The following is a 15,950-nucleotide window of genomic DNA, read 5'->3' on the forward strand; positions in this document are numbered from 1 at the left end:
TTCGGATCCGGAACCGGCCTCCGGAGCCTGCCAGGATGAACGTGGAGAACCTTATGAGTGCAGAAGCACAGCAGCAACCCAACAATAAAAAGAAGAAGCGCAAAGGCGCGCTAATCGTGCTGGCGTTGATATTCGTTATCGCCGGGCTGGCATGGCTGGCCTGGTGGTTTATCGTGCTGCGCCATTTCCAGGAAACCGATGACGCCTACGTGGCGGGCAATCAGGTGCAGGTCATGGCGCAGGTATCGGGCAGCGTCAACAAGGTCTGGTTTGACGATACCGACCACGTTCATAAAGGCGACGTGCTGGTAACGCTGGATAAAACCGACGCGGAACAGGCTTTCGAGAAGGCGCAGACCGCGCTGGCGACCAGCGTGCGTCAGACCCACCAGCTGATTATCAACGGCAAGCAGTATCAGGCGACGATTGAGCTGCAAAAAACCGCGCTGGCGCAGGCGCAGGCCGATCTGAAACGTCGCGAACCGCTGGGCGCCGCTAACCTGATCGGACGCGAAGATTTACAGCACGCGCGCGATGCCGTCGCTACGGCTCAGGCTCAGCTTGAGGTGGCGATCGAGCAGTATAACGCCAACCAGGCGGCAATCCTGAATACCTCTCTGGAGAATCAGCCGGCGGTGAAACAGAGCGCGGCCGAACTGCGTGACGCGTGGCTGGCTTTGCAGCGTACCGAGATTGTCAGCCCGATTGACGGTTTCATCTCCCGGCGCAGCGTGCAGGTTGGCTCGCAGATCTCAACCACTACGCCGCTGCTGGCCGTGGTGCCGGAGAAAAATCTCTGGGTAGACGCCAACTATAAAGAAACGCAGCTGGCCGATGTGCGTATCGGTCAGCCTGCCACGGTTGTCAGCGATATTTACGGCGACGACGTGGTTTATCACGGCAAAGTCGTAGGGCTGGATATGGGCACCGGCAGCGCGTTCTCGCTGCTGCCCGCGCAGAACGCAACGGGCAACTGGATCAAAGTGGTGCAGCGTTTGCCGGTGCGTATCGAGCTAAACCCTGACGAGGTCGCGCGTCATCCGCTGCGCATCGGTCTGTCGACGCTGGTTAAAATCGACACCAGCAATAAAGACGGCAGCGTACTTGCCACCAGCGTGCGCCAGAAACCCGCTTATGAAAGCGACGCGCTGGCGTTGGATCTGGCTCCGGTCAACCAGCTGATTGCCGATATCATTCACGCAAATGCGGGCTGAGCGCGCGGGAGGCTGTTATGGCACAAAAACCGCTTGAAGGCGCCCAGCTGGTTCTGATGACCATCGCGCTGTCGCTGGCGACGTTTATGCAGGTGCTGGATTCCACTATCGCCAACGTCGCTATTCCGACTATCGCCGGTAATCTGGGCGCCTCTAACTCGCAGGGCACTTGGGTGGTGACCTCGTTCGGCGTCGCCAACGCGATTTCTATTCCCATTACCGGCTGGCTGGCGAAGCGCGTGGGTGAAGTAAAGCTCTTTGTCTGGGCGACCGCCGCTTTCGCCGTCGCCTCCTGGCTATGCGGCATGTCCAATAGCCTGGGCATGTTGATTTTCTTCCGCGTCCTGCAGGGCGTGGTGGCCGGGCCATTGATCCCGCTGTCGCAGAGCCTGCTGCTCAGCAACTATCCGCCCGCGAAGCGCAGCATCGCCCTGTCGCTCTGGGCGATGACGGTGATTGTCGCGCCTATTTGCGGGCCGATCCTGGGCGGCTGGATCAGCGATAACTATCACTGGGGCTGGATCTTCTTTATCAACGTGCCTATCGGCGTGGTAGTGGTGATCCTGACGCTGCAAACGTTGCGCAATCGGGAAACGGCAACGGCAATCCGGCCTATTGATACGGTCGGGCTGGTGCTGCTGATCGTCGGGATTGGCTCGCTGCAAATGATGCTCGACCGTGGCAAGGAACTGGACTGGTTCAGCTCGCCGGAGATTATCACGCTAACCATTGTCGCGGTGATAGCGCTGGCGGTGCTGCTGGTCTGGGAGCTGACGGACGACCATCCGATCATCGATCTGTCGCTGTTTAAGTCGCGGAATTTCACCATCGGCTGCCTCTGTATCAGCCTGGCCTATATGCTCTATTTCGGGTCGATAGTGCTGTTGCCGCAGCTGCTGCAGGAGGTCTACGGCTACACGGCCACCTGGGCCGGGCTGGCTTCCGCGCCGGTCGGCATCCTGCCGGTGATCCTGTCGCCTATTATCGGCCGGTTCGCCCATCGGCTGGATATGCGCAAGCTGGTCACCTTCAGCTTCATTATGTATGCGGTTTGCTTTTACTGGCGAGCCTATACGTTTGAACCCGGCATGGATTTCGGCGCATCGGCCTGGCCGCAGTTTATTCAGGGCTTTGCCGTGGCCTGCTTCTTTATGCCGCTGACCACCATCACGCTGTCCGGGCTGCCGCCGGAGCGGCTGGCGGCCGCGTCCAGCCTGTCGAACTTTACGCGCACGCTGGCCGGGTCGATCGGCACCTCGATCACTACCACAATGTGGACCGACCGCGAGGCGATGCACCACAGCCAGCTTACGGAGTCAGTGAACGCTTACAACTTCAATTCGCAGGAGATGTACGGCAAGCTGAATCAGCTGGGGATGTCGCACGATCAGGCTTCGGGCTGGATTGCGCAGCAGATCACTAATCAGGGGCTGATTATCTCCGCCAACGAGATTTTCTGGGCTTCCGCTGGCGTCTTTCTGTTTCTGCTGGTGCTGGTCTGGTTTGCCCGGCCGCCGTTTGGCTCCGGCAGCGGCGGCGGCGGCGCGCACTGAGTCGATATAAAAAAAACGGGCCGCAATGGCCCGTTTTTAATGGCTTAACCGTCAGCTTTCATGAACCTTAACGGCCCGCTTCGCCTCAGGCGTTCTGACGCCACCATTCCGCCAGCAGAATGCCGGTCGCTACGGAAACGTTAAGGCTTTCCACGTTGCCGGTGCCGCCGATAGAAACGCTCAGGTCGCCCTGCTCCAGCGTGGTGTCGGACAGGCCGTCGCTCTCCTGACCCAATACCAGCACCATCTTAGCGGGCAGCGCAGCCTGCGCCAGCGGCTCGCCCTGATGGCTGGACGTGGTTACGATGGCGTAACCGGCACGGCGAAACGCATCCAGACCTTCAGCAAAGCTTTCACCGCTGATAGCCTGCACGTGTTCCGCGCCGCCTTCCGCCGTGCGTACCGCCGCGCCGGATTCCAGTAGCGAAGCATCCTGCACCAGCAGCCCTTTCACACCGAAGTGCGCGCAGCTGCGCATGATACCGCCCAGGTTATGCGGGTTGCCGATATCTTCCAGCGCCAGCACGCAATCTTTCTCTGGTGCCTTAGCCAGCCACTCGCGAACCTGAATGCCGGGACGCTTTTTGATCAGGAAGCAGACGCCGCCGTGATGTTCGGTGCCGGACGCCTTCGCCAGCTCCGCATCGTCTACCACATGGTAGGCTTTACGGTTGGCGGCCATCCATTTCAGCGCATCGCGAAAACGCGGCGTCACGCTCTGGACGAACCAGGCGCGCACGATGCAGTCGGGACGGCTCTGGAACAGCGCCTGACAGGCGTTTTCGCCATAGACGCGCGTTTCTTCATTACGCTGACGACGGATCTGCTCCGGGTCGATACCGCTTTTGCCGCCGATGCCGCCGTAATCGGGCTTGTCATCTACCGCTGACGGCGCGCGTGAAACCGTACGCCATGGCGAACCGCCTGCTACGTCGCGATCGCGCCCGCCACGCGGCTTTTCTGTATTACGTGAAGAACGGCGGTCGCCGTCCGGACGAGGCGCGCCTTTACCGGTACGGGGATTTCCCGTCCGGCTGCTGCTCTCATCATCGCCGCGGACATACATCACTTTGACTTTACCGCTTTTACCTTTAAATTCGTCGTTCATTTTCCCTCCACCTGGCTGAGCGCGAAGCGCGCAGATTACCTGATGTGGCACCGCTTAGCTATTAACTTCCCGCTAAAGGCTCGTTTCCGTGCCGTGCTGACCTTTAAGACAGCATAAATCGCGTGAGTCACGACCTATTGTACCCATCGAACAAATCTCTTTGTTGCTGACGCAAAGCCGAACCATAATTACCGCTACTTAATCATAACAAAGTAAGCGATCGCTTACCGAGGTGTATCATGAATACGGTTTGTGCTTCATGCCAGGCGACCAACCGCGTGCCGCCGGAACGTATTGAAGACGGCGCAAAGTGCGGCCGCTGCGGCGACGAGCTTTTCAATGGCGAGGTCATTAACGCCACTACAGCCACGCTGGATAAATATTTACAGGACGATCTGCCGGTTGTCGTGGATTTCTGGGCGCCGTGGTGCGGCCCCTGCGTTAACTTTGCGCCGGTATATAAAGACGTTGCGCAAGAGCGCGGCGGCCAGGTTCGCTTCCTGAAGGTGAATACCGAAGCGGAGCCGGAGATCAGCGCACGTTTTCGCATCCGCAGCATCCCGACCATTATGATCTTTAAGCAGGGTCAGATGGTGGATATGCTCAGCGGCGCGATGCCTAAAGCCCCTTTCAACGAGTGGCTGGACGAAAACCTCTGAGTCCCTGGTGGTCAGGTTCGCCTGGCCACTACTGTTTTTACCGCTTTTCTGCCAGAATGGCGTTTTCCCCAGATAAATTCCTATGATCGAAAACGCCGTTCTTCGCCTGCGCGCCGAGCGCCTTGCGCGGGCTACCCGTCCTTTTCTTGCTCGCGGCAATCGTATCCCCCGCTGTCAGCGCTGCCTGCTGCCAAAAAAGAACTGCCTGTGCGAGACCCTACAGCCGGTAGCGGCGCGCAGTCATTTTTGCCTGGTGATGTTTGACAGCGAACCGATGAAGCCCAGCAACACGGGCCGCCTGATTGCCGATATCCTGCCCGATACGCAGGCTTTCGGCTGGTCGCGCACCGAGCCCGATCCCCGGCTGCTGGCCGCGGTAAAAAATCCTGACGTGCAGCCGCTGGTGGTGTTCCCGCAATCCTACGCCGATGCGGATCGCCCGGTGATAAACCGTCCTCCCGTCAACGGTAAACCCCCGCTGTTTATTATGCTCGACGGCACCTGGACCGAAGCGCGCAAGATGTTCCGCAAAAGCCCGTGGCTGGATACGTTGCCGGTAATGTCGCTGACGCTCAGCCGCCCGTCCAACTATCAACTGCGCGAGTCGCACGGCGACGGCCAGCACTGTACGGCCGAAGTCGCGGCGGAGCTGCTGCTTCAGGCGGGCGATACCGCAGCGGGTACGGCGCTCTTCCGGCACTTCGATCTGTTTCGCCAGCGCTATCTGGCGGGTAAACCGCACCATCCGTCTCATCAGCAAAGCGCGGCCGTGACATCCGACGATTAAAAAAGGGCGGCCTTTATACTGGCCGCCCTTTTCTGCTCTCTGGGTTTTATGTGTGTTTAAAATAATATATTTCCGGCTCTTCTGGACTATCGGTTACATATTATATCGATATTCTAATTGGGCAGAAACCACTCAAAAAAAATAACCAGCAGCCGGATATAAAGCCACTACTTGTTAATTTAGACAGGATACCCCTTGCGCAGCCTTATGGTGATTTAGCTCAGCAAAGGCCAGGCTGATGCCCTCCAGAAGGTACCGATATAAGGGGAAAAACCGCGTGCCCGTAAGGGAAAATGAGCCGCCTGCTTCTGTTACAGGCCAAGGGTACTTGTTTATTTGAAAAGTAAAAGCCCTGCCATCACCAACAAAATCAGACGACTCATTTAATTCATATTCATCAGTGAAAACACTTCCCCTTAAAGGCGGATAACATTCGCTGACGACATATTATTACGCGCCAGGCACTGCTTACTCAATCTTAATAATTACCCGTCGAAGAGTAATAATTGAGAGAGAGAAAAAAGTAACTATCGGGCAGCGCCGGTCCGTCAAAATAAAAACGTTCAGCCTTTAAGAATTTAACCTTTTTAACATCAACGCGGTTATTACAGAATTTCTCTACGGCACAGGTAAAAAATCAACGGCGTGCTGCATCTCTGCTGTCTGGCAGCCTGTAAACCAGATAAATTTGTGAGCTGATGCCGAGGATTGCGGCCTGGCTACGGCACCAGACGTCGGTTGGCGTTAAACTCACTTTTTCTGCACAGGAGACGGCTATGAGTCAACGAGGGCTGGAAGCGCTGTTACGCCCCAAATCCATCGCGGTTATTGGTGCCTCGCCGCGCCCGGAACGCGCGGGCTATCTGATGATGCGCAATCTGCTGGCGGGAGGGTTTAGCGGTTCCGTTCTGCCGGTCACGCCGAAGTATCAGGCCGTATGCGGCGTGATGGCCTGGCCCGATGTCGCCAGCCTGCCCTTTGCCCCCGACCTGGCGGTAATCTGCACGCACAGTCGCCATAATATCGTCCTGCTCCAGGCGCTGGGCGAGCGCGGCTGCAAAGCCTGCATCATTCTCTCTTCGCCGGGCAGCCAGCATGACGAGCTGCGTGAGTGCGCCAGCCGTTTGCAGATCCGCCTGCTCGGGCCAAACAGCCTGGGACTGCTTGCGCCCTGGCAAGGGCTGAACGCCAGCTTTTCCCCGGTGCCTATTTATCAGGGCAGGCTGGCGTTTATTTCGCAGTCCGCCGCCGTCTCTAATACCATTCTCGACTGGGCGCAGCAGCGGCAGCTGGGCTTCTCCTGGTTTATCGCGCTCGGCGACAGTCTGGATATCGACGTGGACGACCTGCTGGATTTTCTGGCGCGCGACGGCAAAACCAGCGCTATTCTGCTCTGTCTGGAGCAGTTAAGCGACGCACGGCGCTTTGTCTCGGCAGCCCGCAGCGCCGCCCGAAACAAGCCGGTGCTGGTGATTAAAAGCGGGCGCTCGCAGCAGGCGCGTCAGCTGCTGGGCGCGCCCGGCGGCATGGACGGCGCCTGGGATGCGGCGATACAGCGTGCAGGCCTGCTGCGGGTACAGGATATGCACGAGCTCTTTTCCGCGGTGGAAACCCTCAGCTATATGCGGCCGCTGCGCGGTGAGCGACTGATGATTATCAGTAACGGCGCCGCGCCTGCCGCGCTGGCGCTGGATGCGCTGGATGCGCGCGGCGGCAAACTGGCAACACTGGGCGAGGCGTTAACGGCGGCGCTGCAAAGCTGTCTGCCGGACGGCTGCCAGGCCGGCAATCCTTTGGATCTGAAAGATGACGCTACGCCAGAACGCTATCAGCAGGTGGTGTCGCTGCTGCTCGGCAGCCACGATATCGATGCGCTGCTGGTGATTTACGCGCCCAGCGCCGTTGCGCCCGCTACCCTCACCGCGCAACGATTAATAGAGGTGACGGCAAAGCATCCGCGAGCGAAACAGATCGCCCTGCTGACCAACTGGTGCGGCGAGTTCTCTGCGCCTGAAGCGCGCCGCCACTTCAGCGAGGCCGGTATTCCCACCTATCGTACGCCGGAAGGCGCGGTCACCGCGTTTATGCATATGGTGGAATACCGCCGTAATCAGAAGCAGCTGCGCGAAACGCCCGCGCTTCCGGCCGATCTGGCGACCAATACGGCAGAAGCCCACCAGCTCATTCACCTGGCGCTGAAAGAGGGCGTGACCACGCTGGATACCCACGAAGTCCAGGGCATTTTGCAGGCCTATGGCTTAACGACGTTGCCAACCTGGATCGCCAGCGACAGCGTGGAGGCGGTACAGATAGCCAGTCAGGCAGGCTATCCGGTAGCGCTTAAGCTGCGCTCGCCCGATATCCCGCATAAATCGGAAGTCCAGGGCGTGATGCTCTATCTGCGCTCGGCTGGCGAGGTGCAGCAGGCGGCGGAAGCCATTATCGACCGGGTCAAACTCGCCTGGCCGCAGGCGCGTATCGACGGGCTGCTGGTGCAGAGCATGGCCAACCGCGCCGGCGCTCAGGAGCTGCGTATCGTGATGGAGCAGGATCCCGTATTCGGGCCGGTGATTATGCTGGGCGAAGGCGGCATTGAGTGGCAGGCAGAGCGGCAGGCCGCCGTAGCCTTGCCGCCGCTGAATATGGCGCTCGCCCGCTATCTGATTATTCAGGCCATTAAAAATGGTAAAATACGCGGACGCAGCGCGCTTTCGCCGCTGGATATTTCGGGCCTTAGCCGGGTTTTGGTGCAGGTGTCCAACCTGATCGTGGACTGTCCGGAGATCAGGCGGCTTGATATCCATCCTTTGCTGGCGGCAGGCGAAACCTTCTCGTTACTGGATGTCACTATGCAGCTGGCGCCTTTCGACGGCGATCCCGAAGCGCGCCTGGCTATCCGTCCGTATCCGCACCAGCTGGAAGAACAGGCACAGCTGAAAAACGGTGAACCGCTGCTGTTCCGGCCCATCCTGCCGGAAGATGAGCCACTGCTACAGCAGTTTATTGCTCAGGTGACGAAAGAAGATCTTTATTATCGCTACTTTAGCGAGATCAATGAGTTCACCCATGATGATTTGGCTAACATGACCCAGATCGACTACGATCGGGAGATGGCGATCGTTGCGGTGCGTCAGCATGAGATCGTCGGCGTAACCCGCGCGGTCTCTGACGCCGACAACGTGGACGCCGAGTTTTCGGTGCTGGTGCGTTCCGATTTGAAGGGGCTGGGCCTGGGGCGTCAGCTGCTGGAAAAGATGATCGACTATACCCGTCAACATGGTCTGCTGAAGCTCAACGGCATTACTATGCCGAATAATCGCGGCATGATAGCGCTGGCGCGCAAGCTGGGTTTTACCGTGGATATCCAGTTTGAGGACGGTATTGTCGCGCTCTCCCTGACGCTACAGGAAAACGGTTAATGTCTGGAAACGTAAAACTGCCCACATCCCGCCTGACTGATGGTAACATTAGCGGTTATGGCGATGATTTTAAGGCAAAAGGCTATTCCATGAACAGAGAAGAAACGCACTGTGATGCTGTCTAAATTCAAACGTAACAAGCACCAACAGCACCTTGCGCAACTGCCAAAACTGTCTCAGTCGGTTGCCGATTTTACCACGCTGTATACGCCTGCCGACTTCCGCCAAACGCTGCTGGAAAAAATAGCATCGGCGACAACACGTATCTGCCTTGTGGCGCTCTATCTGGAAAACGATGACGGCGGACGAGCTATTCTTTCCGCGCTGTACGAGGCAAAGCGCCTCCGGCCCGGGCTGGATGTCCGCATTCTGGTTGACTGGCATCGCGCGCAGCGAGGCCGTATCGGCGCTTCTCGCGGCGCAACCAACGCGGACTGGTATTGCGAGATGGCCGAACAAAATGCCGATATCGCTATTCCTGTATACGGCGTGCCGGTAAATACCCGTGAAGCGCTGGGCGTTCTGCACCTGAAAGGCTCGGTCATTGACGATACGCTGCTTTATACGGGCGCGAGTCTGAACGACGTCTATCTGCATCAGCACGAGCGTTATCGTTACGATCGCTACCAGCTGATTACCAATCCCACGCTGGCCGATACGCTGTTGAACTGGATTGACACCAATCTTATTCAGGCCGAAGCCGTTCACCGGCTCGATCAGCGCGAGCGCCCGAAAAGCCCTGAGATAAAAAACGAAACGCGGCAGTTTCGTCAGGAACTGCGTGGCTTCGATTATGATTTCGAAGGCGACGCCAACAACGAGCAGCTGGCGGTCACGCCGCTGGTCGGGCTGGGTAAACGCAGCCTGTTGAATAAAACCATTTATCATCTGATGCCCTGTGCCGAGCAGAAGCTGACGCTTTGTACGCCCTATTTCAACCTGCCCGCGATCCTGGTCCGTAATATTATCTGGCTGCTGCGCCGGGGCAAAGACGTTGAAATCATCGTCGGCGACAAGACCGCAAATGATTTCTATATCCCGCAGGATCAGCCTTTTAAAATTATCGGCGCGTTGCCTTATCTGTATGAGATTAACCTGCGCCGCTTCCTCAGCCGCCTGCAATATTATGTCACCAGCGGTCAGCTGACCGTGCGGCTGTGGAAAGATGGCGAGAACAGCTACCATCTGAAAGGCATGTGGGTGGACGAAGAGTGGATGCTGATCACCGGCAACAACCTCAATCCGCGCGCCTGGCGGCTTGACCTGGAAAACGCCGTGTTGATCCATGACCCGCTCCAGGAACTGGCCGCACAGCGCGAAAAAGAGCTGGCGCTGATCCGCGAACATACCACGGTTGTGCAACACTATCGGGATTTGGAAAGCATTGCGGACTATCCGGTCAAGGTCAGAAAGCTGATCCGCCGCCTGCGACGTATTCGCATCGACAGGCTAATCAGCCGTATTCTGTAAGCCAGCTATACTAAGCCCTGTCAGTCATACAGGGCTTTTTTTATGCGCTTGCTTCCTCTTATTCTGCTTTGCTGTTCCGGCTGTAGCCATATGGCCCAAGACAGCTGGACAGGTAAAGATAAAGCGGAACACTTCTTTTCTTCCGCGTTTCTTTCTGCGGCGGGCACCGCTTACGGCGAACGTCAGAACTGGCATGAAAGCCACAGCGGCGGTTTCGGCCTGCTGTTCTCCATCAGCCTGGGCACGGGCAAGGAGTTTTATGACAGTCGCGAAGCGGGTTCAGGCTGGAGCTTGAAAGATTTTAGCTGGGATATAGCCGGCGCTGCCACCGGCTATGCTCTCTGGAATACGGCTCGTTAAAGCTTCATCCCCTTCCCTTTCTTATGTAGCAGCAGCGATACCAGGAAGGCAACCGCGCCCATAGCGGAAACATACCAGAAAAAACTATTCTCGCTTCCCGCCGCCTTAAGCGACAGAGCCACATATTCCGCCGATCCGCCAAATAAAGCGTTAGCCACCGCATAGGAAAGCCCCACGCCCAACGCACGCACCTCTGGCGGGAACATCTCCGCCTTCAGGATACCGCTAATTGAGGTATAAAAACTGGTAATCAACAGGGCAAGCATGACCAGCGCAAAGGCGACCCAACTGCTTTGGACGTTTTGCAATATCGTCAGGATCGGCACGGTGCAGATCGCCGCCATGCCACCAAAGATCAGCATAGATCCTTTCCGGCCGATCTTATCGGAAAGCGCGCCGATCAACGGCTGGATCAGCATAAAGATAAAAAGTGCCGCCGTCATTAATGCGCTGGCGCTGCGCGTATCCATCCCTGAGGTATTCACCAGATACTTCTGCATATAGGTGGTAAAAGTATAAAAACTTAACGAACCGCCAGCGGTAAATCCTAATACCATTATAAATGCACGGCGGTGCTTCCAGAGCCCTTTTAACGATCCGGCATCCTGATGCGTGCGGCTTTTTTTGTCGGAGGTTTCATTTAAAGAACGGCGTAAATAGAGCGCGACAACGGCAAGTAGCGCGCCCAGCGCGAAAGGAATGCGCCAGCCCCATGCGCGTAAATCTTCATCGGATAAAAGCTGTTGCAGAACGACCACGGTCAGCAAAGCCAGCAGCTGACCGCCGATCAGCGTGACGTATTGGAATGACGCATAGAAGCCCTTTTTACCTTCAATCGCGACTTCACTCATATAGGTCGCGCTGGTGCCATATTCTCCTCCTACTGATAATCCCTGAAACAAACGAGCCAGCAGCAGAAGCGCGGGCGCCCAAACGCCAATCGCAGCGTAGCCTGGCAGGCAAGCGATAACCAGCGAGCCAAAACACATCATGCAAACAGAGATCAGCATGGAAGTTTTGCGCCCGTGTTTGTCGCCAATATAGCCGAACAGCCACCCGCCGACCGGTCGCATTAAAAAACCGGCGGCGAATACGCCTGCTGTTTGCAGCAGCTGCGTGGTGGCATTACCCGAAGGAAAAAAGATATGGGCGAAATAGAGGGAGCAGAAGGAATAGACATAAAAATCAAACCATTCAACAAGATTACCTGAAGAAGCGCCTACGATGGCCCAAATCCGTTGACGGGTAGTGATGACAGAAGTGCTGGCGGCGTCTGTCTTAGACGATGCGGCATCGAACATAATTCCTCCTCGCATTTTTCCTTGCTAATAATTAGCGTCAAAAGTGAAACAGCAACCAGCAGTAAACCGCACCCGCGTAATGTTAAGAATATGTTTTTTCAGAGACGAATAGATTTGTGACGCAGATCCGTTTTAGCGCTGCTTTGCCGTGAGGAGAGCGTTCTTCTGACGACAAAAAGGAACTGGATGAGGGTATAAATGCTCGATGAAGGCATAACCGCAGAGGCGAGTCAGAAGATCGATAACAACTTTTATTTTGAGCAGTTAAATGATGCGAGAGTTCCGCCTGAAGAGAATAAAGCGCGGTTTTTATACGTGCCGGGCCGTAAAGGGAAATTCCGGGCCCCTGCGCGCTTTATCCGCTGCGGGGCCGCTTTTTCCCGGCCCACAAACGCAAAAAACCCCGACCGTGAGGTCGGGGTTATCGCAATTTGATGCCTGGCAGTTCCCTACTCTCGCATGGGGAGGCCCCACACTACCATCGGCGCTACGGCGTTTCACTTCTGAGTTCGGCATGGGGTCAGGTGGGACCACCGCGCTAAAGCCGCCAGGCAAATTCTGTTTCCCACGCCGCCCTGAGGCCGCGCGGGTTTATCCGTGAACAGGCTGAAAATTGTCTGCGTCTCTCATAACGCTTACCAGAACGCTTCTGGCGTTGTAAGGTTAAGCCTCACGGGTCATTAGTACCGGTTAGCTCAACGCATCGCTGCGCTTACACACCCGGCCTATCAACGTCGTCGTCTTCAACGTCCCTTCAGGTGGCTTAAAGCCACAGGGAGAACTCATCTCGAGGCAAGTTTCGCGCTTAGATGCTTTCAGCGCTTATCTTTTCCGCACTTAGCTACCGGGCAGTGCCATTGGCATGACAACCCGAACACCAGCGGTGCGTTCACTCCGGTCCTCTCGTACTAGGAGCAACCCCTCTCAATTCTCCAGCGCCCACGGCAGATAGGGACCGAACTGTCTCACGACGTTCTAAACCCAGCTCGCGTACCACTTTAAACGGCGAACAGCCGTACCCTTGGGACCTACTTCAGCCCCAGGATGTGATGAGCCGACATCGAGGTGCCAAACACCGCCGTCGATATGAACTCTTGGGCGGTATCAGCCTGTTATCCCCGGAGTACCTTTTATCCGTTGAGCGATGGCCCTTCCATACAGAACCACCGGATCACTATGACCTGCTTTCGCACCTGCTCGAGCCGTCACTCTCGCAGTCAAGCCAGCTTATGCCATTGCACTAACCTCACGATGTCCGACCGTGATTAGCTGACCTTCGTGCTCCTCCGTTACTCTTTGGGAGGAGACCGCCCCAGTCAAACTACCCACCAGACACTGTCCGCACCCCGGATTACGGGGCCACGTTAGAACACCAGCCATTAAAGGGTGGTATTTCAAGGACGGCTCCACGCGGACTGGCGTCCACGCTTCGAAGCCTCCCACCTATCCTGCACATCAAGGACCAGTGTTCAGTGTCAAGCTGTAGTAAAGGTTCACGGGGTCTTTCCGTCTTGCCGCGGGTACACTGCATCTTCACAGCGATTTCAATTTCACTGAGTCTCGGGTGGAGACAGCCTGGCCATCATTACGCCATTCGTGCAGGTCGGAACTTACCCGACAAGGAATTTCGCTACCTTAGGACCGTTATAGTTACGGCCGCCGTTTACCGGGGCTTCGATCAAGAGCTTCTCCTTGCGGATAACCCCATCAATTAACCTTCCGGCACCGGGCAGGCGTCACACCGTATACGTCCACTTTCGTGTTTGCACAGTGCTGTGTTTTTAATAAACAGTTGCAGCCAGCTGGTATCTTCGACTGGCCTCGGCTCGGGGAGCAAGTCCCTCCACCTACGCGCCAGCGTGCCTTCTCCCGAAGTTACGGCACCATTTTGCCTAGTTCCTTCACCCGAGTTCTCTCAAGCGCCTTGGTATTCTCTACCTGACCACCTGTGTCGGTTTGGGGTACGATTCCGTGTTACCTGGAGCTTAGAGGCTTTTCCTGGAAGCAGGGCATCTGTTGCTTCAGCACCGTAGTGCCTCGTCATCACGCCTCAGCCTTGAAGTGTTCCGGATTTGCCTGGAACACAAGCCTACACGCTTAAACCGGGACAACCGTCGCCCGGCCAACATAGCCTTCTCCGTCCCCCCTTCGCAGTAACACCGAGTACAGGAATATTAACCTGTTTCCCATCGACTACGCCTTTCGGCCTCGCCTTAGGGGTCGACTCACCCTGCCCCGATTAACGTTGGACAGGAACCCTTGGTCTTCCGGCGAGCGGGCTTTTCACCCGCTTTATCGTTACTTATGTCAGCATTCGCACTTCTGATACCTCCAGCAGACCTCACAGTCCACCTTCGACGGCTTACAGAACGCTCCCCTACCCAACAACGCATTCGCGTCGCTGCCGCAGCTTCGGTGCATGGTTTAGCCCCGTTACATCTTCCGCGCAGGCCGACTCGACCAGTGAGCTATTACGCTTTCTTTAAATGATGGCTGCTTCTAAGCCAACATCCTGGCTGTCTGTGCCTTCCCACATCGTTTCCCACTTAACCATGACTTTGGGACCTTAGCTGGCGGTCTGGGTTGTTTCCCTCTTCACGACGGACGTTAGCACCCGCCGTGTGTCTCCCGTGATAACATTCTTCGGTATTCGCAGTTTGCATCGGGTTGGTAAGCCGGGATGGCCCCCTAGCCGAAACAGTGCTCTACCCCCGAAGATGAGTTCACGAGGCGCTACCTAAATAGCTTTCGGGGAGAACCAGCTATCTCCCGGTTTGATTGGCCTTTCACCCCCAGCCACAGGTCATCCGCTAATTTTTCAACATTAGTCGGTTCGGTCCTCCAGTTAGTGTTACCCAACCTTCAACCTGCCCATGGCTAGATCACCGGGTTTCGGGTCTATACCCTGCAACTTAACGCCCAGTTAAGACTCGGTTTCCCTGCGGCTCCCCTATACGGTTAACCTTGCTACAGAATATAAGTCGCTGACCCATTATACAAAAGGTACGCAGTCACCCCCATAAAGAAGGCTCCCACTGCTTGTACGTACACGGTTTCAGGTTCTGTTTCACTCCCCTCGCCGGGGTTCTTTTCGCCTTTCCCTCACGGTACTGGTTCACTATCGGTCAGTCAGGAGTATTTAGCCTTGGAGGATGGTCCCCCCATCTTCAGACAGGATATCACGTGTCCCGCCCTACTCTTCGAACCCACAATAAGCATGCCTTTGTGTACGGGAGTATCACCCTGTACCCTGCGACTTTCCAGACGCTTCCACTGACACACAAACTGATGATGGTTCCGGGCTGTTCCCCGTTCGCTCGCCGCTACTGGGGGAATCTCGGTTGATTTCTTTTCCTCTGGGTACTTAGATGTTTCAGTTCCCCAGGTTCGCCTTGCAGCACTATGTATTCATGCTGCAATGATGCACAAGTGCACCGGGTTTCCCCATTCGGGTATCGTCGGTTGTTGCGGTTCATATCACCTTACCGACGCTTATCGCAGATTAGCACGCCCTTCATCGCCTCTGACTGCCAGGGCATCCACCGTGTACGCTTAGTCACTTAACCTCACAACCCACAAGCGTCCCGAAAGACGGTTGTCAGCTGCAAGCATTTGAGAGACTCGAACATATCGTTGACTTCATTCTTATTACGGAGAATGAAAACGACATGTCGTTTCAATTTTCAGCTTGTTCCGGATTGTTAAAGAGCAAATATCTCAAACGTGACTCGAAAGCCAGTTTTGAGATAGTTTTTGTAAACTGCATGGTGGAGCTAAGCGGGATCGAACCGCTGACCTCCTGCGTGCAAGTGGCAGGCGCTCTCCCAGCTGAGCTATAGCCCCATACAGTTACTGCAGAGACCATCTACTACCACTCAACCGCGAGTGACACGTCCTTTTTACGGGAAATGTAATTCTTTTCTGGTCAAGGCGTGGCTTCGCGCCGCATATCACGATATGCAAGTGAAGTCACAACGCAGGACAGGAAAGAATTTGGTAGGCCTGAGTGGACTTGAACCACCGACCTCACCCTTATCAGGGGTGCGCTCTAACCACCTGAGCTACAAGCCTGTAGAGGT

The 15,950-nt window shown here is 56.2% G+C and carries 10 protein-coding genes, 2 tRNA genes and 2 rRNA genes; 8 read left to right on the top strand and 6 right to left on the bottom strand.

Features of this window, described 5'->3' with window-relative positions; translation table 11 throughout:
* Positions 1–53: 53 nt before the first annotated feature.
* Entirely contained in the window at positions 54–1,214 is a 1,161-nt protein-coding gene (emrA, locus tag ACVWZ0_RS17220; RefSeq protein WP_253459053.1) for a multidrug efflux MFS transporter periplasmic adaptor subunit EmrA, read from the top strand.
* 17 nt (positions 1,215–1,231) lie between these two features.
* Entirely contained in the window at positions 1,232–2,767 is a 1,536-nt protein-coding gene (gene emrB / locus ACVWZ0_RS17225) for a multidrug efflux MFS transporter permease subunit EmrB (protein WP_253459050.1), read from the top strand.
* Between the two features lie 85 nt (positions 2,768–2,852).
* Here the strand turns inward: emrB and ACVWZ0_RS17230 are convergent, their stop codons facing one another.
* Positions 2,853–3,875: a tRNA/rRNA methyltransferase gene (locus ACVWZ0_RS17230; protein ID WP_253459047.1), complete on the bottom strand. Its 1,023-nt coding sequence runs from the start codon at positions 3,873–3,875 to the stop codon at positions 2,853–2,855.
* 239 nt (positions 3,876–4,114) lie between these two features.
* Here ACVWZ0_RS17230 and trxC point away from each other — a divergent pair, with 239 nt between their 5' ends.
* The 5 genes from trxC to ACVWZ0_RS17255 all read left to right on the top strand — a co-directional run bounded on the left by trxC (position 4,115) and on the right by ACVWZ0_RS17255 (position 10,570).
* On the top strand, positions 4,115–4,534 hold the full coding sequence (gene trxC / locus ACVWZ0_RS17235) for a thioredoxin TrxC (RefSeq protein WP_125289380.1): 420 nt from the start codon (positions 4,115–4,117) through the stop codon (positions 4,532–4,534).
* An 82-nt stretch (positions 4,535–4,616) separates the two neighbouring features.
* Positions 4,617–5,321 carry a tRNA-uridine aminocarboxypropyltransferase gene (locus ACVWZ0_RS17240; RefSeq protein ID WP_253459044.1) on the top strand — a complete coding sequence of 235 codons (705 nt, stop codon included), beginning with the start codon at positions 4,617–4,619 and terminating at the stop codon, positions 5,319–5,321.
* Positions 5,322–6,097: 776 nt separating this feature from the next.
* Positions 6,098–8,740 (top strand): bifunctional acetate--CoA ligase family protein/GNAT family N-acetyltransferase, encoded by a 2,643-nt coding sequence (locus ACVWZ0_RS17245; protein WP_253459041.1) that lies wholly within the window; start codon positions 6,098–6,100, stop codon positions 8,738–8,740.
* A gap of 114 nt (positions 8,741–8,854) precedes the next feature.
* Positions 8,855–10,210: a CDP-diacylglycerol--serine O-phosphatidyltransferase gene (pssA, locus tag ACVWZ0_RS17250; RefSeq protein ID WP_253461240.1), complete on the top strand. Its 1,356-nt coding sequence runs from the start codon at positions 8,855–8,857 to the stop codon at positions 10,208–10,210.
* A gap of 42 nt (positions 10,211–10,252) precedes the next feature.
* Positions 10,253–10,570 carry a YfiM family lipoprotein gene (locus tag ACVWZ0_RS17255; protein WP_253459039.1) on the top strand — a complete coding sequence of 106 codons (318 nt, stop codon included), beginning with the start codon at positions 10,253–10,255 and terminating at the stop codon, positions 10,568–10,570.
* Here the strand turns inward: ACVWZ0_RS17255 and ACVWZ0_RS17260 are convergent.
* Positions 10,567–11,871 (bottom strand): MFS family transporter, encoded by a 1,305-nt coding sequence (locus tag ACVWZ0_RS17260; protein WP_253459036.1) that lies wholly within the window; start codon positions 11,869–11,871, stop codon positions 10,567–10,569. The two genes, ACVWZ0_RS17255 and ACVWZ0_RS17260, sit on opposite strands and share 4 nt — an antisense overlap.
* 198 nt (positions 11,872–12,069) lie before the next feature.
* Between ACVWZ0_RS17260 and ACVWZ0_RS17265 the strand changes: the two genes are divergently transcribed.
* Positions 12,070–12,306, top strand: coding sequence for a hypothetical protein (locus ACVWZ0_RS17265; protein WP_253459033.1), 237 nt, complete (start codon positions 12,070–12,072; stop codon positions 12,304–12,306).
* Between the two features lies 1 nt (position 12,307).
* Here ACVWZ0_RS17265 and rrf read toward each other — a convergent pair.
* From rrf to ACVWZ0_RS17285, 4 genes are all read right to left on the bottom strand, one after another.
* A 5S ribosomal RNA gene (gene rrf / locus ACVWZ0_RS17270) occupies positions 12,308–12,423 on the bottom strand.
* A gap of 107 nt (positions 12,424–12,530) precedes the next feature.
* Positions 12,531–15,437: ribosomal RNA gene (locus ACVWZ0_RS17275) — 23S ribosomal RNA — on the bottom strand.
* A 199-nt stretch (positions 15,438–15,636) separates the two neighbouring features.
* Positions 15,637–15,714: transfer RNA gene (locus tag ACVWZ0_RS17280), tRNA-OTHER, on the bottom strand.
* 151 nt (positions 15,715–15,865) lie between these two features.
* A tRNA-Ile gene (locus ACVWZ0_RS17285) sits at positions 15,866–15,942 on the bottom strand.
* Positions 15,943–15,950 lie beyond the last annotated feature (8 nt).

It is taken from the genome of Erwinia sp. TECH1 (assembly GCF_054057575.1).

Coding starts and splice junctions, on each gene's coding strand:
- ACVWZ0_RS17245 (WP_253459041.1), top strand. CDS start 6,098: ATGAGTCAACGAGGGCTGGAAGCGCTGTTACGCCCCAAATCCATCGCG.
- ACVWZ0_RS17255 (WP_253459039.1), top strand. CDS start 10,253: ATGCGCTTGCTTCCTCTTATTCTGCTTTGCTGTTCCGGCTGTAGCCAT.
- ACVWZ0_RS17260 (WP_253459036.1), bottom strand. CDS start 11,871: ATGTTCGATGCCGCATCGTCTAAGACAGACGCCGCCAGCACTTCTGTC.
- emrB (WP_253459050.1), top strand. CDS start 1,232: ATGGCACAAAAACCGCTTGAAGGCGCCCAGCTGGTTCTGATGACCATC.
- ACVWZ0_RS17230 (WP_253459047.1), bottom strand. CDS start 3,875: ATGAACGACGAATTTAAAGGTAAAAGCGGTAAAGTCAAAGTGATGTAT.
- ACVWZ0_RS17240 (WP_253459044.1), top strand. CDS start 4,617: ATGATCGAAAACGCCGTTCTTCGCCTGCGCGCCGAGCGCCTTGCGCGG.
- pssA (WP_253461240.1), top strand. CDS start 8,855: ATGCTGTCTAAATTCAAACGTAACAAGCACCAACAGCACCTTGCGCAA.
- emrA (WP_253459053.1), top strand. CDS start 54: ATGAGTGCAGAAGCACAGCAGCAACCCAACAATAAAAAGAAGAAGCGC.
- ACVWZ0_RS17265 (WP_253459033.1), top strand. CDS start 12,070: ATGCTCGATGAAGGCATAACCGCAGAGGCGAGTCAGAAGATCGATAAC.
- trxC (WP_125289380.1), top strand. CDS start 4,115: ATGAATACGGTTTGTGCTTCATGCCAGGCGACCAACCGCGTGCCGCCG.